The organism is Couchioplanes caeruleus, from assembly GCF_023499255.1.
GTDB classification, from domain to species: domain Bacteria; phylum Actinomycetota; class Actinomycetes; order Mycobacteriales; family Micromonosporaceae; genus Actinoplanes; species Actinoplanes caeruleus_A.
Genome location: NZ_CP092183.1, coordinates 3,900,705 through 3,919,512, shown reverse-complemented (window position 1 = coordinate 3,919,512; position 18,808 = coordinate 3,900,705). Strand labels below are relative to the sequence as shown.

The 18,808-nt window shown below is 74.3% G+C and carries 13 protein-coding genes and 1 riboswitch; of the genes, 5 read left to right on the top strand and 8 right to left on the bottom strand.

Annotated elements, in window-relative coordinates; genetic code table 11:
• Nucleotides 1–15: 15 nt before the first annotated feature.
• Both COUCH_RS18055 and COUCH_RS18050 read right to left on the bottom strand, forming a co-directional pair.
• Nucleotides 16–1,155 (bottom strand): SigB/SigF/SigG family RNA polymerase sigma factor, encoded by a 1,140-nt coding sequence (locus COUCH_RS18055; protein WP_249613262.1) that lies wholly within the window; start codon nt 1,153–1,155, stop codon nt 16–18.
• Between the two features lie 232 nt (nt 1,156–1,387).
• Nucleotides 1,388–4,396 carry a hypothetical protein gene (locus COUCH_RS18050; protein WP_249613261.1) on the bottom strand — a complete coding sequence of 1,003 codons (3,009 nt, stop codon included), beginning with the start codon at nt 4,394–4,396 and terminating at the stop codon, nt 1,388–1,390.
• A 148-nt stretch (nt 4,397–4,544) separates the two neighbouring features.
• Here COUCH_RS18050 and COUCH_RS18045 point away from each other — a divergent pair, with 148 nt between their 5' ends.
• A complete protein-coding gene (locus COUCH_RS18045) occupies nt 4,545–4,787 on the top strand; it encodes a CDGSH iron-sulfur domain-containing protein (RefSeq protein WP_249613260.1) in 243 nt (80 codons plus the stop codon).
• Between the two features lie 18 nt (nt 4,788–4,805).
• Here COUCH_RS18045 and COUCH_RS18040 read toward each other — a convergent pair whose 3' ends face one another.
• Complete coding sequence (locus COUCH_RS18040) at nt 4,806–5,759, bottom strand: iron-containing redox enzyme family protein (protein WP_249613259.1); 954 nt, start codon at nt 5,757–5,759, stop codon at nt 4,806–4,808.
• Nucleotides 5,760–5,923: 164 nt separating this feature from the next.
• Between COUCH_RS18040 and COUCH_RS18035 the strand changes: the two genes are divergently transcribed.
• On the top strand, nt 5,924–6,466 hold the full coding sequence (locus COUCH_RS18035; protein WP_249613258.1) for a hypothetical protein: 543 nt from the start codon (nt 5,924–5,926) through the stop codon (nt 6,464–6,466).
• A gap of 5 nt (nt 6,467–6,471) precedes the next feature.
• Here COUCH_RS18035 and COUCH_RS18030 read toward each other — a convergent pair whose 3' ends face one another.
• Nucleotides 6,472–7,734, bottom strand: a complete 1,263-nt coding sequence (locus tag COUCH_RS18030; protein ID WP_249613257.1) for an SGNH/GDSL hydrolase family protein — start codon at nt 7,732–7,734, stop codon at nt 6,472–6,474.
• Nucleotides 7,735–7,817: 83 nt separating this feature from the next.
• Between COUCH_RS18030 and COUCH_RS18025 the strand changes: the two genes are divergently transcribed.
• The 3 genes from COUCH_RS18025 (at nt 7,818) to COUCH_RS18015 (ending at nt 12,693) form a co-directional block, all read left to right on the top strand.
• Nucleotides 7,818–8,666: an alpha/beta fold hydrolase gene (locus COUCH_RS18025; protein ID WP_249613256.1), complete on the top strand. Its 849-nt coding sequence runs from the start codon at nt 7,818–7,820 to the stop codon at nt 8,664–8,666.
• Between the two features lie 101 nt (nt 8,667–8,767).
• Entirely contained in the window at nt 8,768–10,243 is a 1,476-nt protein-coding gene (locus tag COUCH_RS18020; protein WP_249613255.1) for a glutamate--cysteine ligase, read from the top strand.
• 92 nt (nt 10,244–10,335) lie between these two features.
• The gene (locus tag COUCH_RS18015) at nt 10,336–12,693 is read left to right on the top strand and encodes an ATP-binding cassette domain-containing protein (protein ID WP_249613254.1); all 2,358 of its coding nucleotides are present in this window, start codon (nt 10,336–10,338) and stop codon (nt 12,691–12,693) included.
• On the opposite strand, the gene COUCH_RS18010 is transcribed toward COUCH_RS18015, so the two are convergent.
• Genes COUCH_RS18010 through COUCH_RS17995 form a run of 4 tightly spaced genes read right to left on the bottom strand, consistent with a single transcriptional unit; the run spans nt 12,659 to nt 17,071 of the window.
• Entirely contained in the window at nt 12,659–13,045 is a 387-nt protein-coding gene (locus COUCH_RS18010; RefSeq protein WP_249613253.1) for a cobalamin biosynthesis protein, read from the bottom strand. The two genes, COUCH_RS18015 and COUCH_RS18010, sit on opposite strands and share 35 nt — an antisense overlap.
• Nucleotides 13,042–14,397 carry a cobyrinate a,c-diamide synthase gene (locus COUCH_RS18005; protein ID WP_249613252.1) on the bottom strand — a complete coding sequence of 452 codons (1,356 nt, stop codon included), beginning with the start codon at nt 14,395–14,397 and terminating at the stop codon, nt 13,042–13,044. Before COUCH_RS18005 ends, COUCH_RS18010 begins: the two co-directional genes overlap by 4 nt.
• A complete protein-coding gene (cobO, locus tag COUCH_RS18000) occupies nt 14,391–14,993 on the bottom strand; it encodes a cob(I)yrinic acid a,c-diamide adenosyltransferase (protein ID WP_249613251.1) in 603 nt (200 codons plus the stop codon). Before cobO ends, COUCH_RS18005 begins: the two co-directional genes overlap by 7 nt.
• Nucleotides 14,993–17,071, bottom strand: a complete 2,079-nt coding sequence (locus COUCH_RS17995; protein ID WP_249613250.1) for a VWA domain-containing protein — start codon at nt 17,069–17,071, stop codon at nt 14,993–14,995. Before COUCH_RS17995 ends, cobO begins: the two co-directional genes overlap by 1 nt.
• Nucleotides 17,072–17,105: 34 nt before the next feature.
• A riboswitch (cobalamin riboswitch) is annotated at nt 17,106–17,228 on the bottom strand.
• Nucleotides 17,229–18,808 lie beyond the last annotated feature (1,580 nt).

Genomic DNA, 18,808 nt, shown 5'->3' with positions numbered 1-18,808 from the left:
GGGGCGCCGCCCTGATCAGGACCGGCGGCGCTTCTCCAGCAGGTTCTGCAGCCCCGAGACACCGAGGATGCGCGCCACGTACGGCTGCGTGCCGGCCAGCGTCAGATCCGCCTCCGCCACCGACGCCGCCGAGGCCGCGTCGATGAGCACCGCCACCCCGGCCGCGTCCACCAGCGGCACCCCGGCCAGGTCGATCACCAGCCGGTCACCACCCAGCGACGACACCGCGTGGCGCAGCGCCGTCCGCAGCCGTTCGGCGGTGTCCCGGTCGACCTCGCCCTGCACCCGTACGGTCAGGACGCCGTCGCCGTGCTGCACCGCGATCTGCATGCCGTGCGGATCCGTGGGGCCGTTCGCACCCTCCCAGCGCGGCAGCGCGTCGCTGAGCATCGCCTCGCGCAGCCACGCCAGCGACCGGCTGAGCAGCCGCGACACGTGCATCTGCGAGATGCCGAGCTCGGTCGCGATCTCCGCCTGGGTCCGGTTGCCGTAGAAGCGCATCGCGAGCATCCGCCGCTCGCGGGCCGGCAGGCGCAGCAGCAGCCCGGCGACGGTGAGCTTGTCGTCGACCATCTCGAGGTCACTGTCCGTGCCGCCCAGCAGGTCACCGAACTCGGCGGCCCCGTCACCGCCCGCGGGGGCGTTGAGCGACGACGGCGAATACCCGGCGGCGGACTCCAGGGCCTCCAGCACGGCCGGCAGCGGCACACCGAGCCGCGTGGCGATCTCGGCCGGCGTCGGCGTGCGGGACAGCTCCGTGGTCAGCACCATCGAGGCGTGCCCGACCTCCAGGCTCAGGTCCTGCACCCGCCGCGGCACGTGCACCCCCCACGTCCGGTCACGGAAGTGCCGCTTGATCTCACCGGAAATGGTGATGACCGCGTACGCCGTGAAGGAGCCGCGCTCGGGGTCGTACCGGTCGATCGCCTTCACCAGGCCCAGCCGGGCGACCTGCTCGAGATCCTCGAGGTTCTCGCCCCGCCCCCGGTACCGGCGCGCCATGCGACCGGCGAACGGCAGGCAGATCCGCGTCAGCTCGTCACGCAGCGCGGCCCGCGCGGGGCCGGAGGCGCCGGAGATCCGGGTGGCGTACTCCACGGCGGCGGCGTCGAGATCCTCGAGGACGCGCGTCGAGGAGTCCTCCTGTGCAGGCATGCTGCTCTCTCTCAGCCGGTGAGGCAGACCGTGACCGCGGTGAGCGGCCGGCTGCTCCAGCGATGTCGCGATGTGACACTGATCGGCGGCGAGCGTGCCCGTCGGCGAGCCAAGTCCGCCGACGCTACTGCCCGGGACGCGCCGGGCTAAACACAACTCCCGGATTGGTGACGCTCAGTGTATGACCGAACACGGACATACCCCTGGACGTCGCCGGGGTGTCGCCCGCCCATCACTGCTGCGGGCGCTGCGGAAGCCCGCTCGGCGGACCGTCCCCCTCGGCGTCGGGCGCGCCCGCGTTCGCGTCGCGAGCCGGCGTGGTGGGTGCCTGACCTGCGGCTTCCGGCTGCAGCGGGCGGTTGAGCTGGCCCATCTGCGGGGGTTCCAGCGGCGGACGGTTCCGGCCGGCGGGCGGCTGCTGACCCGGGCTGGCTGCCGCTGCGGGCCCGTACGGCGTCCGGCCCAGACCCGAGGGAGCACTCGGACCCGCGGTGAACGGGCTCTCCGCACCCTGGGCGGTACGGCCCAGACCGGACGGCGCGCCCTGGGCAGGGCGGCCCAGGCCGGACGGCGCGCCCTGCGCGGGGCGGCCCAGACCCGACGGCGCTTCGGCATCCGCGGCGGGACGGCCCGGCCCCGCAGGCGGTACGGCGCCCGGGGCGGCCCGGCCCGGCCCGGGCTGCGATGCGGCACCCGGGGCGGGACGACCGGAAGCGGACTGCGGCTCGGACGGGGCGCTACGGCCCGGACCGGACGGCGATGCCGCGCCCGGGGCGGGGCGGCCGAGGCCGGAGGGCGGCTCGGCATCCGGGGCGGGACGGCCCAGGCCGGAGGGCATGGCCGCCGCCGGGGCGGACTGATGGCCCGGAGCCGTCGGCGCGCCGGCGGCCAGCGGCGGACGGCCGAGGCCGGACGGGCCGGGAGGGCCCGGCGATGTCGGCGCGCCGGCGCCCGTCGGCGTGCCGGCGCCCGTCGGCGTGCCGGCGCCCGTCGGCGTGCCGGCGCCCGTCGGCGTGCCGGCGCCCGTCGGCGTGCCGGCGCCCGTCGGCGTGCCGGCGCCCGTCGGCGTGCCGGCGCCCGTCGGCGTGCCGGCGCCCGTCGGCGTGGCGGTGGCCGCTGGAGGGCGGCCGAGGCCGGACGGGGCGGACATCGGGCCGGTGGTGGGCGCACCCGGCTGGGCGGGCGTCGGGTCCGGCGCTCGCAGGCCGGGGTGGGGCGGGGTCTGCGTTCCCGGCGCCGGCAGGCCGGACGGAGCCTGGGTGGACGACGTTGCCGCCGGCGGCGTGGAGGCGCCGGGCTGGCGCAGGAACGCGGACGAGAGATCCGGGCCGGATTCCGGGCGCGGCAGCCCCGAGCCCTGCTGGGGCTGACCCGGGCCGGACGCGCCGGGCGTCGTCACGCCGGGCGCCGGCCGAGGCGCGGCCTGACCGGGCCCCGGGGCGGCCAGACCGGGCGCGGCGAGGCCGGGCGCAGGCGCGGCGCGGCCGGGCACCTGTGCGGCCGGGCCGGGCACCGGCGCCGACGGGCCGGGCAGACCGGACCCCGGCGCGGTCTGTGCGGCGTTGCCGGGCGCGGCCGGGCCGGGAGCCGCGGCGCCGGCCTGCGGCGAAACCCAGCCGGGCGCGGGCGCGGCCGGGTCCGGCGCGGACACGGCCGAACCCGGCGTGGGCACGGACCCGGGAGCGAATGAGCCGGGAGCGGGCTCGGACGAGCCAGGCGCGAAGCTGGACAGGCCTGGCGCAGGGCCGGACGAGCCGGGCGCAGGGGCGGACGAACCGGGCGCGGACGCGGGCCGGCCGGGTGTGGTCCCGACGGGACCCCCACCGGGCGCGGCGGGGCCCCCACCGGGCGCGGCAGGACCCCTACCGGGCGCGGCAGGACCCGCACCGGGCGCGGCGGCCGGAGCGGGCTCCTGGGGGCGCACCGACGGGGTGAAGCGAGGCGCGTCCAGGGGGCGGTTCTGCTGGATGAACAGCGGCGGCCCGAGCAGCAGAGGGTCCACGTTCGCGATGTCACGGGCCGAGGGACCGGCCGGGGCCGGCCGGGCGGACGGATGCGCCGGGCCAGACTGCTGGGCAGGCTGCTGGGCCGGCTGCTGGGCCGGCTGCTGAGGCCCGGATCCCGGGGGCGCAGTCGTGCGGGACTCGGCAAACCCCGGACCCGACGCCCGGGACGGCCCGGCATCCGGCGCCGGCGGCGCGGGCGGCCAGGCGCCGGGAGCGGCCGGCGCAGACCCCTGGCCACCGGGCGCCCCCACCGCGGACATCCAGTCCCCGGCCGGCTCCGACGCCTGGCCACCGGCCGGATCGGGCACGGACGCCCACTTCCCGGGCAGCTCAGGCCCGGACGACTGGCCACCGGCCGGCTCCGGCGCAGACGCCCACTTCCCGGGCAGCTCAGGCCCGGACGACTGGCCACCGGCCGGCTCCGGCGCAGACGCCCACTTCCCGGGCAGCTCAGGCCCGGACTGCTGGCCGCCCGCCGACGACGCCCGGTCGCCGGGTGAGCCGGATCCGGCGGACTGGCCGCCGGCGGGCTCCGGCGGGGACGTACGGTGCCCCGGCAGGCCGGACGATGCGAACGGCCGGTCCGCGGGTGGAGCGGAGTCCGGCCCGGCACCGGTGTCCGGCCGCGGGAAGGCCGGCAGGCGCGGACCGTTGGCTGCCTCAGCGGAAGGCGCCGGGGACGAGGGCTCCGGTACCAGCCCGGCCCGCTCGGCGAACGGGATGAAGCCCTCCGGGGCACGGGCCGGCGGCTCGGTGCCGCGGGCCGGGTCGGCGGGGTCCGGTGCGGTCAGCCAGGTGGGTGCCGGGAGCTCCTCGGCGGGCGGGGTGAACGACGGTACGTTGCCCCCGGGCGGGGTCGCCGGCGGGAACGCGGGGGCCGAGGCGGCCGGGGTGAAAGCGGACGCCACGGGCGGGGTCGAGGGCGTCGGGACCGGGCCGGCCGGGTCGAGGCGTACGGTGCTCTGCTGCGCGCCGGATGCCGGGAGGCCGAGCGGGGACGCGCCGAGGCCGCCGCGGGCCGCCTCGATCAGGCCGGACGACTCGGCCAGGCCGGCCGCCTCCACGACCTCGGCCGCCGCCCGGGCGGCCGCGCAGGGCAGGGGTTCGCCGCAGACCGGGCAGATCGTGATGCCGTCGTGCGGTCCGCGTCCGCCGCCGTGGGCCTGGACCATCTCCCAGGCCGTCCGCGCGAGCACGCTCTGCGGATTGATGTACTGCGTACCGATCGTGGCCATGCCGTTGCACCCCCGTAGCTCGCCTGCGACAGGCGTTCCCGGTCCAGTTCACCGTGAACCGGGCAGCTCCGCGCCGCTTTCGCGCAATCGGTAGACGTACGGGTCGGTGCGGGTTTCCGGGTGGGGCCGCCCGGGCAAGCGCTGCGGCATGAGTGTTGCGGCTGATGACCACGGGGCGACGATCATCCCGTACGAGGACGGCCCGTACCTGCTGCGCGGGAACTTCACGCTGCAGACCCCGGACGGGGAGGTCATCGAGGCCGGGCGCCGCACCGTCGCCCTGTGCCGCTGCGGCAAGTCCGCGATCAAGCCGTTCTGCGACGGCACCCACAAGGCCATCGGTTTCCGCGCCGGCACCGACCGCGAGACGCCCGCACCCCGCGACAGCTGATCAGGGGGCGGGCTGGGCTCACGAGCGCAGCGACGACTCTCCCGCAGCCCAGCGCGACAGGACGTACTCGGCCCAGCGGTCCTCCATCGTCAGCACGCAGCGGGCGCCGAAGAGCACGTCCGCGGCGAGTTCCGGCTCGGCCGCGCAGAACGAGCCGCACATGTCGAAGGCCGCGATCTGCTCGTGGACCGCGTCCGCCTCGACGTGCTCGTCGTAGAACCGGGTGGCGGCCGCGTCCCCGCCGAGGCGGCGCAGCCCGTTGCCGTACGAGCGGTTCGGCCCGGTCGATGTCATCTCGTACGCCGCCAGGTGCCCGAGCAGCGCCCCGCGCAGGCGCCGGTGCAGCCCGAACAGCGACATGAGGTTGTTGTTCGCGAGCGTCTGCCAGGGCACCACGTCGACGTACGCCCCGTACGTGGTGTCGAGGCCGAGCGCCGTCATCGTGTCCTTGAACATCTCCTGGTGCATGCGGTGGGTGACGCCTCCGCCGTACTCGTCGATCTGGACCTCGATGAGGGCGGCCTTGGCCGGCCCGGCGAGCCGCGGGATCGCGAAGGTGTGCGGGTCCGCCTCGCGCAGGTGGTAGACGGACCGGTGGGTGGCGAACTCGCGGAACTGCTCCCGGGTGGCACGCCCGCGGATGTACCCGGACAGCGACGGGCCGCCGGTCTCCCGGGTCATCGCGATGAGCGCGTGCGGCACGTCGTCCGTGGCCTCCGGTACGGGCAGCTCGCGCAGCGTGGCCTCGAAGCGCGCCTCGAGCCGGGCCCGCAGGCCGAGCAGCGCCGGATGCCACTCCCACGTGTCGTCGACGCCGTCCCAGCCGCGGTAGTGCAGCTCGTACAGCACGAACAGGGTGAGGTGCAGGTCGTCGTCGGAGTCGGGCTCTCCGGCGGTGAAGTCGTGCGGCGCCTGGACGAGGGCGGCGATGACCGCGTCGGAGACGGGTCCACGAGGCGAAGGCAGCTTCATGCAGCACTTCCTACGAGAGGAGGACGGACCGGGTGAATGCCCGGTGCGACCCCCTCCAAACGATCACGATGCGGCGCCGTGGCGGATACATGAACCGCGAATTCACTCACTGTGTCTGAAACGTCGCTCTCCGTACCATGAAATCACCCCTGGAGGTGATTCCGATGGATGACACCGAGCTGTACCGCGAGCAGATCCTCCGGCATGCCGGTCCGGTCGTCACCGGGCGGTTCCTCGGCTACCGCGCCTCGTACACCCGCGAGGTCAAGGTCGGGCAGCCGCTGCTCATCGCGGTGTTCGTGACCGCCACCATCGCCCAGCTGCTCGGCACGCTGCTGGTGGCCCTGCTGCGCACCGGCGGCACCGGCGGCGCGCGGCGCAAGTTCAAGGAGCTCAAGAAGGGGCCGGAGTACCTCGTCACGCCGGTCCGGCTGCGCGACGACCTCGGGCAGACGTACGAGGTCGAGATGCACGGCCAGCTCCCACAGTCGGCGCTGCACCGCGGCGACCTGGTGCAGGTGCGTACGGTTCTGCAGAAGGACCCGGACCTGCCGGCGAAGCTGCAGCAGGTGCTGAACCTCGAGACGCTGCAGCCGTACACGCCGCGGATCCCGACGATGTGGTCCCATCTCGGGCCGGGGCTGCTGATCCAGGCCGTGCTCGGGCTGTCGGTGGCGACAGTCGTCGCGGCGGCCTGGATCGCCTGACCGCGCTACAGCTTCGACAGCGGGACCACGGCGGCCATCGCCGCGTCGCCGGCGTCGTTGGGGTGCAGGTGGTCACCGCTGTCGTACGCGGGCAGCAGCTGCTGCGGGTCCGCCGGGTCCCGGGTCACGGCGTCGAAGTCGGCGACCGCGTCCAGCGCACCGTCCCCGCCCGCGCGGATCCACGCGTTGACCGCCACCCGGACCTGCTCGAGCTCGGGCGTCCACGAGTTCCAGCCCTTCCAGGCCATGATGGTGGCGCCGACGACCCGCAGCCCGCGCGCCTTCGCCTGCGCGGAGATCTGCGCGAGCCCGGCGATGATCTGCTGCGGGTCGGTCTGGTGCGGGGTCTGCTGGATGTCGTTGATGCCCTCGAAGACGATGACCGTCCGGGCGCCGGCCCGCTCGAGCACGTCCCGGTCGAGCCGGGCGATGGCGCTGGGACCGAACGTGTCGTAGATCGTGTAGTCGGGCGCGTTGCTGTCGAGCAGCACCCGGTTGCCGCTGATGCCGGAGTTGGCGACGCCGTAGTCGGGCGCCGGGTCGGCGGCGAGGCGGGCGGCCAGGTAATCGGTCCAGCGCCGGTTGGCGCCCCACGTCGAGGTGACGCCGTCGGTGATGGAGTCGCCGAGCGCCACCACCGTGCCGGGCCCGCCGGAGACGTCGACGCCGTTGACGTAGTGCCAGACGCGGGTGGTCTCGCCGTACGCGGTGGCCGCCTCGTCACCGGCGTGGTCGGCGGGGCCGCGGCTGAAGAACGAGTCCTGCATCGCGGCCGGGTGGTAGGTCACCGTGCCGGACGGCTGGGGGGTCCACGTACTGACGAGCAGATCGTGGTCGGCCGGTACGCGCAGCCGCACCGGGTCGCTCAGCAGCTCGGACCACGCCGGGATCGTGACCGACGCGCGCCCGTTGAAGAGCACCTGGCGCACGGTGCCGAGCTGCGCGGCGCCGTCGCTGCGGTCGATCGTGCCGTCGCGGCGGCCGCCGGCGTGGGCGGAGATCGCCACGGTCACGTGCCCCATCAGCACCGGCTGGGTGCCGAAGCGGTTGGACAGGTGGATCCGTACGGTCGCCCCGCCCGTGGTGGTGTGCACGACGTTGCGGATGGTGTAGCCGGCGTATCCCTGCTCGACGCCGGACACCGCGGCGGCGGGCGCGGTGGCCCAGGCGGTGGTCCAGCCGGGACCGCGGCGATCGGCGTCCGCGGGCGCGGCGACGGCGCCCAGGACCAGCGCGGACGCGGCGACGAGCCTGAGGAATCTGCGCATTGCGTGCCTCCCGGTCGATGTCAGACAACGATCAGTCTCGATGGATGGCATGGGGCTGTAAAGGGCCGGGTACGCCTGGCGACATGTTCGAGGGGTTCACGCTGGAGCAGGTCGACGTCGGCGGGGTGACATTGCGGGTCCGCCATGGCGGCAGCGGCCCGCCGGTCGTCCTGCTGCACGGGCACCCGCGTACGCACGTCACCTGGCAGCACGTCGCGCCGGCGCTGGCGGACACGTACACCGTGGTCTGCCCGGACCTGCGCGGCTACGGCCGTTCGTCCAAACCCCCGGCCGGCGAGGACTTCTCCGGGTACTCCAAACGGGCCATGGCCGGCGACGTGGTGGCCCTGATGCGGCATCTCGGGCACGAGCGGTTCGCGGTGGCCGGGCACGACCGCGGGTCCTACGTGGCGATGCGGGTGGCACTGGACTTCCCGGACGCCGTGACGCATCTCGCCGTGCTGGACGGCGTACCGATCGGCGAGGCCCTGGCCCGGGCCGACGCCCGTTTCGCCCGGCTGTGGTGGCACTGGTTCTTCCTCGGCCAGACGGCGAAGCCGGCGGAACGGGTCATCGGCGCCGACCCGGCCGCGTGGTACGGGCTGCCGGACCACGTGCCGGCGCAGGAGCGCGAAGCGATCCTCGACCCCGCGACCGTGCACGCGATGTGCTGCGACTACCGGGCCGGGCTGCGGGCCGACCGGGCTGCGGACGACGCGGACAAGGCCGCCGGGCGCCGCATCTCCTGCCCGGCGCTGTTCGCGTGGTCCACCCGCGACGACATGGAGCTGCTCTACGGCGACCCGCTGGCCATCTGGAAGCTGTGGGCCGACGACGTCGAGGGCGTGCCGATCGACAGCGGGCACCACATGGCCGAGGAGAACCCGGCCGCGCTGACGGCCGCGCTGCGGAGCCTGCTTCGACGTCGTTGATTGCACCGGCGCGGAACCGGGCAGGTATGCGGGCACACCGGTGGTGCGCGGCGCGGCGAACTGCCACATTGAAGACGGGCTCGGGCGAAGGGCGGTGCGCGGTGGGCGAAGAGGTCGAACGCAAGGATTTCACCCGCGAGGACCGGACACGGTACCGGCAGAAGATCCGCCGCAGCCTCGACGTGTTCGCGTCGATGCTGCGGGAGGCGCGCTTCGACTTCGAGCGGCCGCTGACCGGCATGGAGATCGAGCTGAACCTGGTCGACGGTGGGGCCGACCCGGCGATGCGCAACGCCGAGGTGCTCGGCTCGCTCGCCGACCCGGACTTCCAGACCGAACTGGGCCAGTTCAACGTCGAGATCAACGTGGCGCCCCGGCGGCTCACCGGCGACGGCAGCGCCGAGCTGGAACGCGAGCTGCGGGCCAGCCTCAACAACGCCGAGGAGCACGCGCGCAGCAACGGCGCGCACATGGTGATGATCGGCATCCTGCCGACCCTGCGCAAGGAGCACCTGACCGCGGACGCGCTGTCGGCCAACCCCCGGTACGCGCTGCTCAACGAGCAGATCTTCGCGGCCCGCGGCGAGGACCTGGACATCCGCATCGACGGCATCGACCGGCTCGCGGTCACCACCGACACGATCGCGCCCGAGGCGGCGTGCACCAGCACCCAGTTCCACCTGCAGGTCAGCCCGGAGCAGTTCGCTGCGTACTGGAACGCCGCCCAGGTGATCGCGGGCGTGCAGGTGGCGCTGGGGGCCAACTCGCCGCTGCTGTTCGGCCGGGAGCTGTGGCGCGAGACCCGCATCCCGCTGTTCGAGCAGGCCACCGACACCCGGTCGGAGGAGATCCGGGCGCAGGGCGTACGCCCCCGGGTGTGGTTCGGCGAGCGCTGGATCACCTCGGTCTTCGACCTGTTCGAGGAGAACGTGCGCTACTTCCCCGCCCTGCTGCCGATCTGCGACGAGGACGACCCGGAACAGATCCTGGAGAGCGGCGACACCCCGCAGCTGAGCGAGCTGCGGCTGCACAACGGCACGGTGTACCGCTGGAACCGCCCGATCTACGCCGTCGTCAAGGGCCGCCCCCACCTGCGCGTGGAGAACAGGGTGCTGCCGGCCGGCCCGACCGTGGTGGACACCGTCGCCAACGGCGCCTTCTACTACGGCCTGGTCCGCATGCTCGCCGAGGCCGAGCGTCCGGTCTGGACGCAGATGTCGTTCAGCGCCGCCGAGGAGAACTTCCACTCCTGCGCCCGGCACGGCATCGCCGCGTCGGTGTTCTGGCCCGGCCTCGGCTACGTTCCCGTCTCCGAGCTGGTGCTGCGCCGGCTGCTCCCCCTCGCCCGCGAAGGGCTGGACAAATGGGGGGTGTCCGCGGCGGAACGCGACCGGCTGCTGGGCATCATCGAGCAGCGCTGCCTGACCGGCCGCAACGGCGCCACCTGGCAGGTGGAGACGCTGCACGCCCTCGAAGGTGACGGCAAGGACCGGCAGGACGCGCTGCACGAGATGCTGCGCCGCTACCTGCCGCCGATGCACGAGAACGTCCCCGTGCACGAATGGCCGCTGCCCTGATCGGGAATGGCCGCCGCTCTGATCATGAATGGAGAAGCTTTCGTCCCTGCTCCCGGTTAGCGTGACAGCACTGCCGAGGAGACGGAGACGCTATGAGCACGGCCCACATCGCCGACAGCCACGACCTCATCCGGGTGACCGGCGCGCGGGAGAACAACCTCAAGGACGTGAGCGTCGAGATCCCGAAGCGCCGGCTCACCGTGTTCACCGGCGTCTCCGGCTCGGGCAAGAGCTCGCTGGTGTTCGGCACGATCGCCGCCGAGTCCCAGCGGATGATCAACGAGACGTACAGCGCGTTCGTGCAGGGCTTCATGCCGACGCTGGCCCGGCCCGACGTCGACGTGCTCGAGGGGCTGACCACCGCGATCATCGTCGACCAGGAGCGGATGGGCGCCAACCCGCGCTCCACGGTCGGCACGGCCACCGACGCCAACGCCATGCTGCGCATCCTGTTCAGCCGGCTCGGCAAGCCGCACATCGGCTCGCCGCAGGCGTTCTCGTTCAACGTCGCCTCGATCAGCGGCGCCGGCGCGGTCACCGTCGAGAAGGGCGGCCGGACGGTCAAGGAGCGCCGGGCGTTCAGCGTCACCGGCGGCATGTGCCCGCGCTGCGAGGGCATGGGCAAGGTCTCCGACATCGACCTGACCCAGCTGTACGACGACAGCAAGTCGCTCAACGAGGGCGCGGTCACGATCCCCGGCTACAGCATGGAGGGCTGGTACGGGCGCATCTTCCGCGGCTCCGGCTTCTTCGACCCGGACAAGCCCATCGCGAAGTACACCAAGCGCGAGCTCAACGACCTGCTCTACAAGGAACCCACGAAGATCAAGGTCGAGGGCATCAACCTGACGTACGCCGGCCTCGTACCGTCGATCCAGAAGTCCTTTCTGTCCAAGGACGTCGACGCGCTCCAGCCGCACATCCGCGCCTTCGTGGACCGCGTGGTCACGTTCGCCGTCTGCCCCGAGTGCGACGGCACCCGGCTGAGCGAGGCCGCCCGCTCCTCGACGATCGGCGGCGTCTCCATCGCCGACGCGTGCGCCATGCAGATCAGCGACCTCGCGCAGTGGGTCGCCGGCCTGGACGAGCCGTCCGTCGCGCCGCTGCTGGGCAAGCTGCGGCACACGCTCGACTCGTTCGTCGGCATCGGGCTCGGCTACCTCAGCCTCGACCGGTCCGCCGGGACGCTGTCCGGCGGCGAGGCGCAGCGCACCAAGATGATCCGCCACCTCGGGTCGTCGCTGACCGACGTCACGTACGTCTTCGACGAGCCCACCATCGGGCTGCACCCGCACGACATCCAGCGGATGAACGAGCTGCTGCTGCAGCTGCGCGACAAGGGCAACACCGTGCTGGTCGTGGAGCACAAGCCGGAGGCCATCGCGATCGCCGACCACGTCGTCGACCTGGGGCCGGGCGCGGGCACCGCCGGCGGCGAGGTGGTGTTCGAGGGCACCGTGGACGGGCTGCGCGGCAGCCGGACGCTCACCGGCCGGCACCTGGACGACCGGGCCTCGCTCAAGGACACCGTCCGCAAGCCGTCGGGCACGCTCGAGATCCGCGGCGCCGCCACCCACAACCTGCGCGACGTCGACGTCGACATCCCGCTCGGCGTGCTCGTGGTGGTCACCGGTGTGGCCGGCTCGGGCAAGAGCTCGCTGATCCACGGCTCGGTGGCGGGACGCGAGGGCGTGGTCGCCGTCGACCAGGCGCCGATCCGCGGCTCGCGGCGCAGCAACCCGGCGACCTACACCGGCCTGCTCGAGCCGATCCGCAAGGCCTTCGCGAAGGCGAACGGCGTGAAGCCGGCCCTGTTCAGCGCCAACTCCGAGGGCGCCTGCCCGGCCTGCAACGGCGCCGGCGTCATCTACACCGATCTGGGGATCATGGCGGGCGTCGCCACCGTCTGCGAGGAGTGCGAGGGCAAGCGGTTCCAGGCCTCGGTGCTCGAGTACACGTTCGGCGGCCGCGACATCAGCGAGGTCCTGGCCATGCCGGTCAGCGAGGCCGAGGAGTTCTTCGGCGCCGGCGAGGCCCGTACGCCCGCCGCGCACGCGATCCTCGAACGGCTCGCCGACGTCGGGCTCGGCTACCTCAGCCTCGGCCAGCCGCTGACCACGCTGTCCGGCGGCGAACGGCAGCGGCTCAAGCTCGCCACCCGCATGGGCGACAAGGGCGGCGTCTACGTGCTCGACGAGCCCACCACGGGCCTGCACCTCGCCGACGTCGAGCAGCTGCTCGCGCTGCTCGACCGGCTCGTCGACGCGGGCAAGTCGGTCATCGTCATCGAGCACCACCAGGCCGTGATGGCGCACGCCGACTGGATCATCGACCTCGGGCCGGGCGCCGGGCACGACGGCGGCCGGGTCGTCTTCGAGGGCACCCCGGCCGACCTGGTCGCCACGCGGTCCACGCTCACCGGTGAGCACCTGGCGGCGTACGTGAGCTGACGGCCACCGTCACGCCGCCGACGACCGTCTTCGCCAGCACCAGCGCCGCTCCGGGCCCGGCCGCCCGCAGCGCCGCGGCCTCCGCCACGCTCGGCACGCCGGCCCGCGCCGCCACCACGGCGGACGGGTTCGGTGTGCCGACGCCGGCCAGCTCGGAGGCGGTGAACGTCACCAGCGGCCAGCCGCGCCCGGCGGCCCACGGCCCGATCACCGCGGCCCGCCGGTCCAGGGTGGCGACGGCGCCGACGTACGCAGGGGTCAGCCGGCTCGCCTCGAGGGCGACGGCGACCGCGCGGTCCAGGTCCCCGGCGCCTGCCCGCGAGTGAGCGCCGAGCCCCAGGAACACCGTCACGACGCGGCGGCCGCGACCACCCGGCGCGCGATGGCCGGGTCGGCGGCCCAGTGCAGGTGCAGGTACGACGCGTGCAGCCGGGGCGCCGCGAAACCCTCGGGATCGGCGCCCCGCCACGCCCAGGCCGCTCCCCCGGCGGGCTCCAGCAGCAGCCCCGAGCGCGGGTGCACGCTCGTGCGGTGGAACTCGTGACCGGTGATCCGCGACCCCGCGGGCAGCAGCGGGCTGTCCGACAGCGCGACCGCGTCGCGGTATCCCAGGGTGAGCGACGGGGTCATGGCGGCGTCCGCGTCCAGCACCCCGCACATCGGCGCGCCGTCGAGGGTGCGGCACAGCCAGAGCAGGCCCGCGCATTCGGCGAGGATCGGCAGGCCCGCCACGGCGGCGGCCGCCACCGCCTGGCGCAGCTGCTCGTTGGCCGACAGCTCGGAGGCGTACACCTCGGGGAAGCCACCGCCGACGACCAGCGCACCGGCGCCCTCCGGCAGGGCCTCGTCGCGCAGCGGGTCCACGACCACGACCTCGGCGCCGGCCCCGGCGAGCAGCTCGGCCGTCTCCGCGTACGCGAAGGTGAAGGCAGGCCCACCGGCGAGCGCGACCACCGGACGGCCCGCGACCGGCTCCGCGGCCTGCGGCGACCACGGCTGCGCGTGCAGCGCCGGCGCGGAACGGGCCAGCGCGAGCACCGCCTCCAGGTCCACCGAGGACTCCACCAGCGACGCCAGCGCGGCGACCGACGCGAGCGCCTCGGACCGGCGCTCGGCGACCGGCACCAGGCCGAGGTGCCGCGACGGCGCCTCCACCGCGGCGGCCCGGCGCATCGCCCCCAGCACCGGCGTGCCGACCTCCTCGCACGCCTCCCGCAGCAGCGCCTCGTGCCGGTCGGAACCGACCTGGTTGAGGATCACGCCGCCGATGCGCACCGAGCCGAAGCTGCGGAAGCCGTGCACGAGGGCGGCCACGGACCGGCCCTGCGCCGCGGCGTTGACCACCAGCACGACGGGCGCGTCCAGCAGGGCGGCCACCTGCGCGGTCGAGCCGGTGTCGCCCGCGCCGACCCGCCCGTCGTAGAGCCCCATGACGCCCTCGACCACGGCGAGGTCGGTGCCGGCCGACCCGTGCGCGAACAGCGGCCCGATCCGGTCCTCGCCCACCAGCACCGGATCCAGGTTGCGCCCCGGCCGGCCCGCGGCGAGCGCGTGGTAGCCCGGATCTATGTAGTCCGGCCCCACCTTGAAGGGCGCGACCGACAGACCCCGTTTCGCGTACGCCGCCAGCAGGCCCGTCGCGACGGTGGTCTTGCCGTGGCCGGACGCCGGAGCCCCGATGACGATCCGGGGGACGCTCACCACTCGATGCCCCGCTGGCCCTTGCGGCCCGCGTCCATCGGGTGCTTCACCTTCGTCATCTCGGTGACCAGGTCGGCGGCGGCCAGCAGATCCGGGTGCGCGTCGCGGCCGGTGATGACGACGTGCTGGGTGCCGGGGCGCTCGCGCAGCGTCTCCACCACGTCCGCGACGTCCACCCAGCCCCACTTCATCGGGTACGTGAACTCGTCCAGCACGTAGAAGGTGTGCGTCTCGGCGGCGAGGTCCCGCTTGATCTGCGCCCAGCCCTCGGCGGCCTCGGCGGCGTGGTCCCGCTCGGTCCCGGCGCGCTGGATCCACGACCAGCCCTCGCCCATCTTGTGCCAGGCGACGCCCGCGCCGCCGGGGACCTGGCCGAGCGCCTTGAGCGCGGACTCCTCGCCGACCCGCCACTTCTCGCTCTTCACGAACTGGAACACGCCGATGGACCAGCCGGCGTTCCAGGCCCGCAACGCCATCCCGAAGGCGGCGGTGGACTTGCCCTTGCCGTGTCCGGTGTGGACGGCCAGCACCGCCTGGCGGCGGCGCTGCCGGGTGGTGAGCCCGTCGTCGGGCACGCTGGTGACCTGTCCCTTGGGCATCAGGCGGCCCTCCCTTTCGCGCGGATGGCGGTGGTCGCGTCGGCCGCGGCGGTCGCGCCCGTCGCGGCGAGTGCGTCCAGCGGCATGACGTCCGCGTCCAGCGCGGCGGCGAGCCGGCGCGCCAGGCCCAGCCGGACCGGTCCCGACTCGCAGTCGACGACGACGGTGGCCACCCCGGCCAGGGCGGGCGCGAGCGTCACCGGGTCGGGCCCGCTGGTGGCGCGCCCGTCGGTCACCACGACCAGCAGCGGACGCCGGCGCGGGTCCCGCCGCCGCTCGGTGGCGATGGTGGTCGCCGCGGTGCGCAGGCCCGCCGCGAGCGGGGTACGGCCGCCGGTGCGCAGCGCGGCCAGCCGCAGCACGCCCACCTCGTGGCTGGAGGTCGGCGGCAGCACCTGCTCGGCCGACGAGCCCCGGAACGTGATCATGCCGATCCGGTCCCGCCGCTGGTACGCGTCCCGCAGCAGCGACAGCACGGCGGTCTTCACGACGGTCATCCGCTTGCGCGCCGCCATCGAACCGGACGCGTCCACGACGAACAGCACCAGGTTGGCCTCGCGGCCGACGTGCACGGCCTCGCGCAGATCCGAGGGCAGCACGAGCCGGTCGGCGCCCCGGTGGATCGCGGCGCGCAGGGTCGCGGGAAGGTGCGGGGCGCCGCGCAGCTTGCCCCGCGGCACCCGCGAGCCGACGACCCGGCCGCGGCGGGCGAACGCCGGTGAACGGCGGCCTGCGTGGCCGCCCTCGCCCCGTGCGGCGATCCGCAGCGCGCGCGGCCGGTACGCCTGACCGGGCGGTGCCGGTGCAGCGGCCGGCCTCGAACCCTCGCCCTTGTCCCGCGCGTCGCCGGCGTCCGCCGTGCCCTCGCTCTTCGGCGAGCCGCTGCCCTGCGACGTGTCGCGTGGTGCGTCGCTGCTCCCCGGCGTGTCGTCGCCGTCGGGCGCGGCGCCGCCGTTCCGTGGCCCGTCGCCCGGGCCCTTGTCAGGCGGTGCGTCGCCCGGGCCCTTGTCAGGCGGTCCGCCGCCGCCCGGTGGCGGGGGCGGCGGCGGGTCGTCGTCGGGATCCTCCGCGGCGGCCCGGTCGAGGGCCTCCTCGAGGCGCTGCTCGTCGGTGCCCGGCGGGTCCAGGGGGTCCTTGCGGCGGCGGTGCGGCAGCGCGAGGCGGGCGGCATCGCGGACGTCGCCGGCGGTGACCCGGTCACGGCCGTGCCACGCGGCGAGTGCCACGGCGCAACGGGCCACCACGATGTCGGCGCGCATGCCGTCCACCCCGTACGCGAGGCAGACCCGGGCGATCCGGTCGAGTTCGGCGTCGGGCAGCAGCACCGACGGCACAGCCCGGCGCGCGGCCAGGATGCGGGCCGCGAGCGCTTGCTCCTCGGCGGCGAAACGGGCCGCGAACGCGTCGGGGCCGGCCTCGTACGTCAGCCGCCGCCGCACCACCTCGGCCCGCTGCCCGGCGTCACGCGGGGCAGCGACGGTGACGACCAGCCCGAACCGGTCGACGAGCTGCGGCCGGGGCTCGCCCTCCTCCGGGTTCATGGTGCCGACCAGCAGGAACCGGGCGGCGTGCTTGACCGACACGCCGTCGCGCTCGACGTGCGCGCGACCCATCGCGGCGGCGTCCAGCAGCAGGTCGACGAGATGGTCGGGAAGCAGGTTGACCTCGTCGACGTAGAGCGCGCCCCGGTGCGCGGCGGCGAGCAGACCGGGCTCGTACGCCTTCACCCCGTCGGACAGGGCCCGCTGGATGTCGAGCGTGCCGACCACGCGGTCCTCGGTGGCGCCGACCGGCAGCTCGACGAGGGTGGCCGGCCGGTGCCCGTGCGGGGCGCCGGCCTCGTGCGGCCCGTCGGGGCACTGCGGGTCGGGTGCGGCCGGGTCGCACGCGAAGCGGCAGCCCCGCACCACGTCGACCTCGGGCAGCAGGGCGGCGAGAGCCCGCACGACGGTGCTCTTGGCGGTGCCCTTCTCGCCCCGGACGAGCACGCCGCCCACGGCGGGCGAGACGGCGGTCAGCAGCAGGGCGAGGCGCAGATCGTCGAGGCCGACGACGGCGGAGAACGGGTACGGCGTCACGGCCACGGTCCTTTCGGCGGGTGTCCACGCCCGCGTGTGGGAGGAACGAGCGGCCGGAGTCTCCTGGCTCCCGGGCACCGGCGGTGCCCGGTCACAGTGGCGGGACCGTCCCGGATTCGCACCGGGTTCCTCCGCTACCGCTCGCGGTCACTCTGTCGCACCGCCTCCCGCGCCGTCAACGCGGGGCCGCGTGGCCGTCCTCACCAGCCGCCCCCAGCGATCACCATCCGCTGTCTCCCCCTTGCTCTCCCGCAGTCACACCCGTTCTGCCCATCGGGTCACACCCGCTCTCCCCCGGCCCGGACACACCCGCTCTCCCCCACCGGGACACCCCCGCCCTGCACCACCCCCCACCACCGGGACACACCCTCTCGCCCTCGCCAGGACACCCCGCCTTGCACCACCCCGGACATCCGCTCTCCCCCACCGAGACCCACCCGCTTTTCCGCACCGGATATGCCGGTGCGTCACGATTCCCCTTGGCGACAATGTCGGTATGCATTGCAGTGACCGCGCGAGGCGCGACGCCTTTTCCGGCGAATCCATCATGACGATCGATGCATTATCCGACTGCGGAGTGCGCAATTGACGAAAGACGCCGGCGCCGCCGAATCTCTTGCCGCCGTTCCTCGAGGAACCGGAGCCGATGGACGACGAGCGGCAATCATCCTGGTTCGGCCGGTGGACGACGAGCGGCAATCGTCCTCGCTCGGCCGGCGGACGACGAGCGGCAATCGGCCGAATTCGACCTGCGCACACGAGAACCACGGGCCGAACGGATCTTGTGCACCGCCGTCGGTGCCGCCACCGACCCAGCCGTGGCGTCACCCGCAACCGCGGCCGGCTCGGCCGCGGCGGCCCTCGGCGCAACCGACGAACCCTCCACGACCACACTCGAAGCCGCAACCCGTTCCGCCGTGGGGTCGCCACCAGCGGCTGCTCCTACGGCCATGGTGATGCCGCGGCTCCCGGCCCGATGTGCGATGTCGCCCGCATCGGGGGGCCCTACGGGTGGCGTCTCCACACGGTCCGACATGGATGCCCGCACCGGGTGGCGAATCGTCGCCGGCGGTGCTTGTGACGCCGCGGCCCTTCGGTGGGGCACCGGCGCCACCGCGCTCCGCACGCTCACCGGCCGGTCCGCGCCACGATCGCCGTGCAGGTGACGCAGCTTCGCGGCGTGCCTTCGCGACAACCCCCACGTCCGGTGACGGATATGCTCGCGGCGGAACTCCTCGCGCCCGGGAGAAAAGGTGCGCGACGCGGTCCGATCACGCATCGCCGCCAATTCCGCCGTCGAAAAAATTGAAGCTGCCGCATACCTGAATTGTTCCGCAACCCACCGACATGAACCCACTGAACGATCACTGCAGAAATGCGACGATCGTCACGGCCCGATCGCCGGCCACCATGCCACGATGAACAGATGACTTCGGGGCGGAACCAAGTGACGGCAGGCAGAATGTCGGTGTGGGAGAGGAGCCGGCACATTCAACTGCAGCTGCCGGCGCACCCGCGAACGGGGATCGGCCTGCCGCCGGTGACGTCCGCGCCTCTCAGCCCGCCCGCCAGTTCGAAGCCACGGGCTTCAACCCGCGCCGGCCGCCGGCCACAAGCCCTCGAGCACGGCACGACCCGCCGGCCTCGACCCGACCACAAGCCCTCGAGCAAGGCACGACCCGCTGGCCTCGACCCGACCACAAGCCCCGAGCACGGCACGACCCCGGGCCTCGACCC

Excerpts from the sequence above, each read along its gene's own strand:
- COUCH_RS18055 (WP_249613262.1), bottom strand. The coding sequence starts at position 1,155 with ATGCCTGCACAGGAGGACTCCTCGACGCGCGTCCTCGAGGATCTCGAC.
- COUCH_RS18050 (WP_249613261.1), bottom strand. The coding sequence starts at position 4,396 with ATGGCCACGATCGGTACGCAGTACATCAATCCGCAGAGCGTGCTCGCG.
- COUCH_RS18045 (WP_249613260.1), top strand. The coding sequence starts at position 4,545 with ATGAGTGTTGCGGCTGATGACCACGGGGCGACGATCATCCCGTACGAG.
- COUCH_RS18040 (WP_249613259.1), bottom strand. The coding sequence starts at position 5,759 with ATGAAGCTGCCTTCGCCTCGTGGACCCGTCTCCGACGCGGTCATCGCC.
- COUCH_RS18035 (WP_249613258.1), top strand. The coding sequence starts at position 5,924 with ATGGATGACACCGAGCTGTACCGCGAGCAGATCCTCCGGCATGCCGGT.
- COUCH_RS18030 (WP_249613257.1), bottom strand. The coding sequence starts at position 7,734 with ATGCGCAGATTCCTCAGGCTCGTCGCCGCGTCCGCGCTGGTCCTGGGC.
- COUCH_RS18025 (WP_249613256.1), top strand. The coding sequence starts at position 7,818 with ATGTTCGAGGGGTTCACGCTGGAGCAGGTCGACGTCGGCGGGGTGACA.
- COUCH_RS18015 (WP_249613254.1), top strand. The coding sequence starts at position 10,336 with ATGAGCACGGCCCACATCGCCGACAGCCACGACCTCATCCGGGTGACC.
- cobO (WP_249613251.1), bottom strand. The coding sequence starts at position 14,993 with ATGCCCAAGGGACAGGTCACCAGCGTGCCCGACGACGGGCTCACCACC.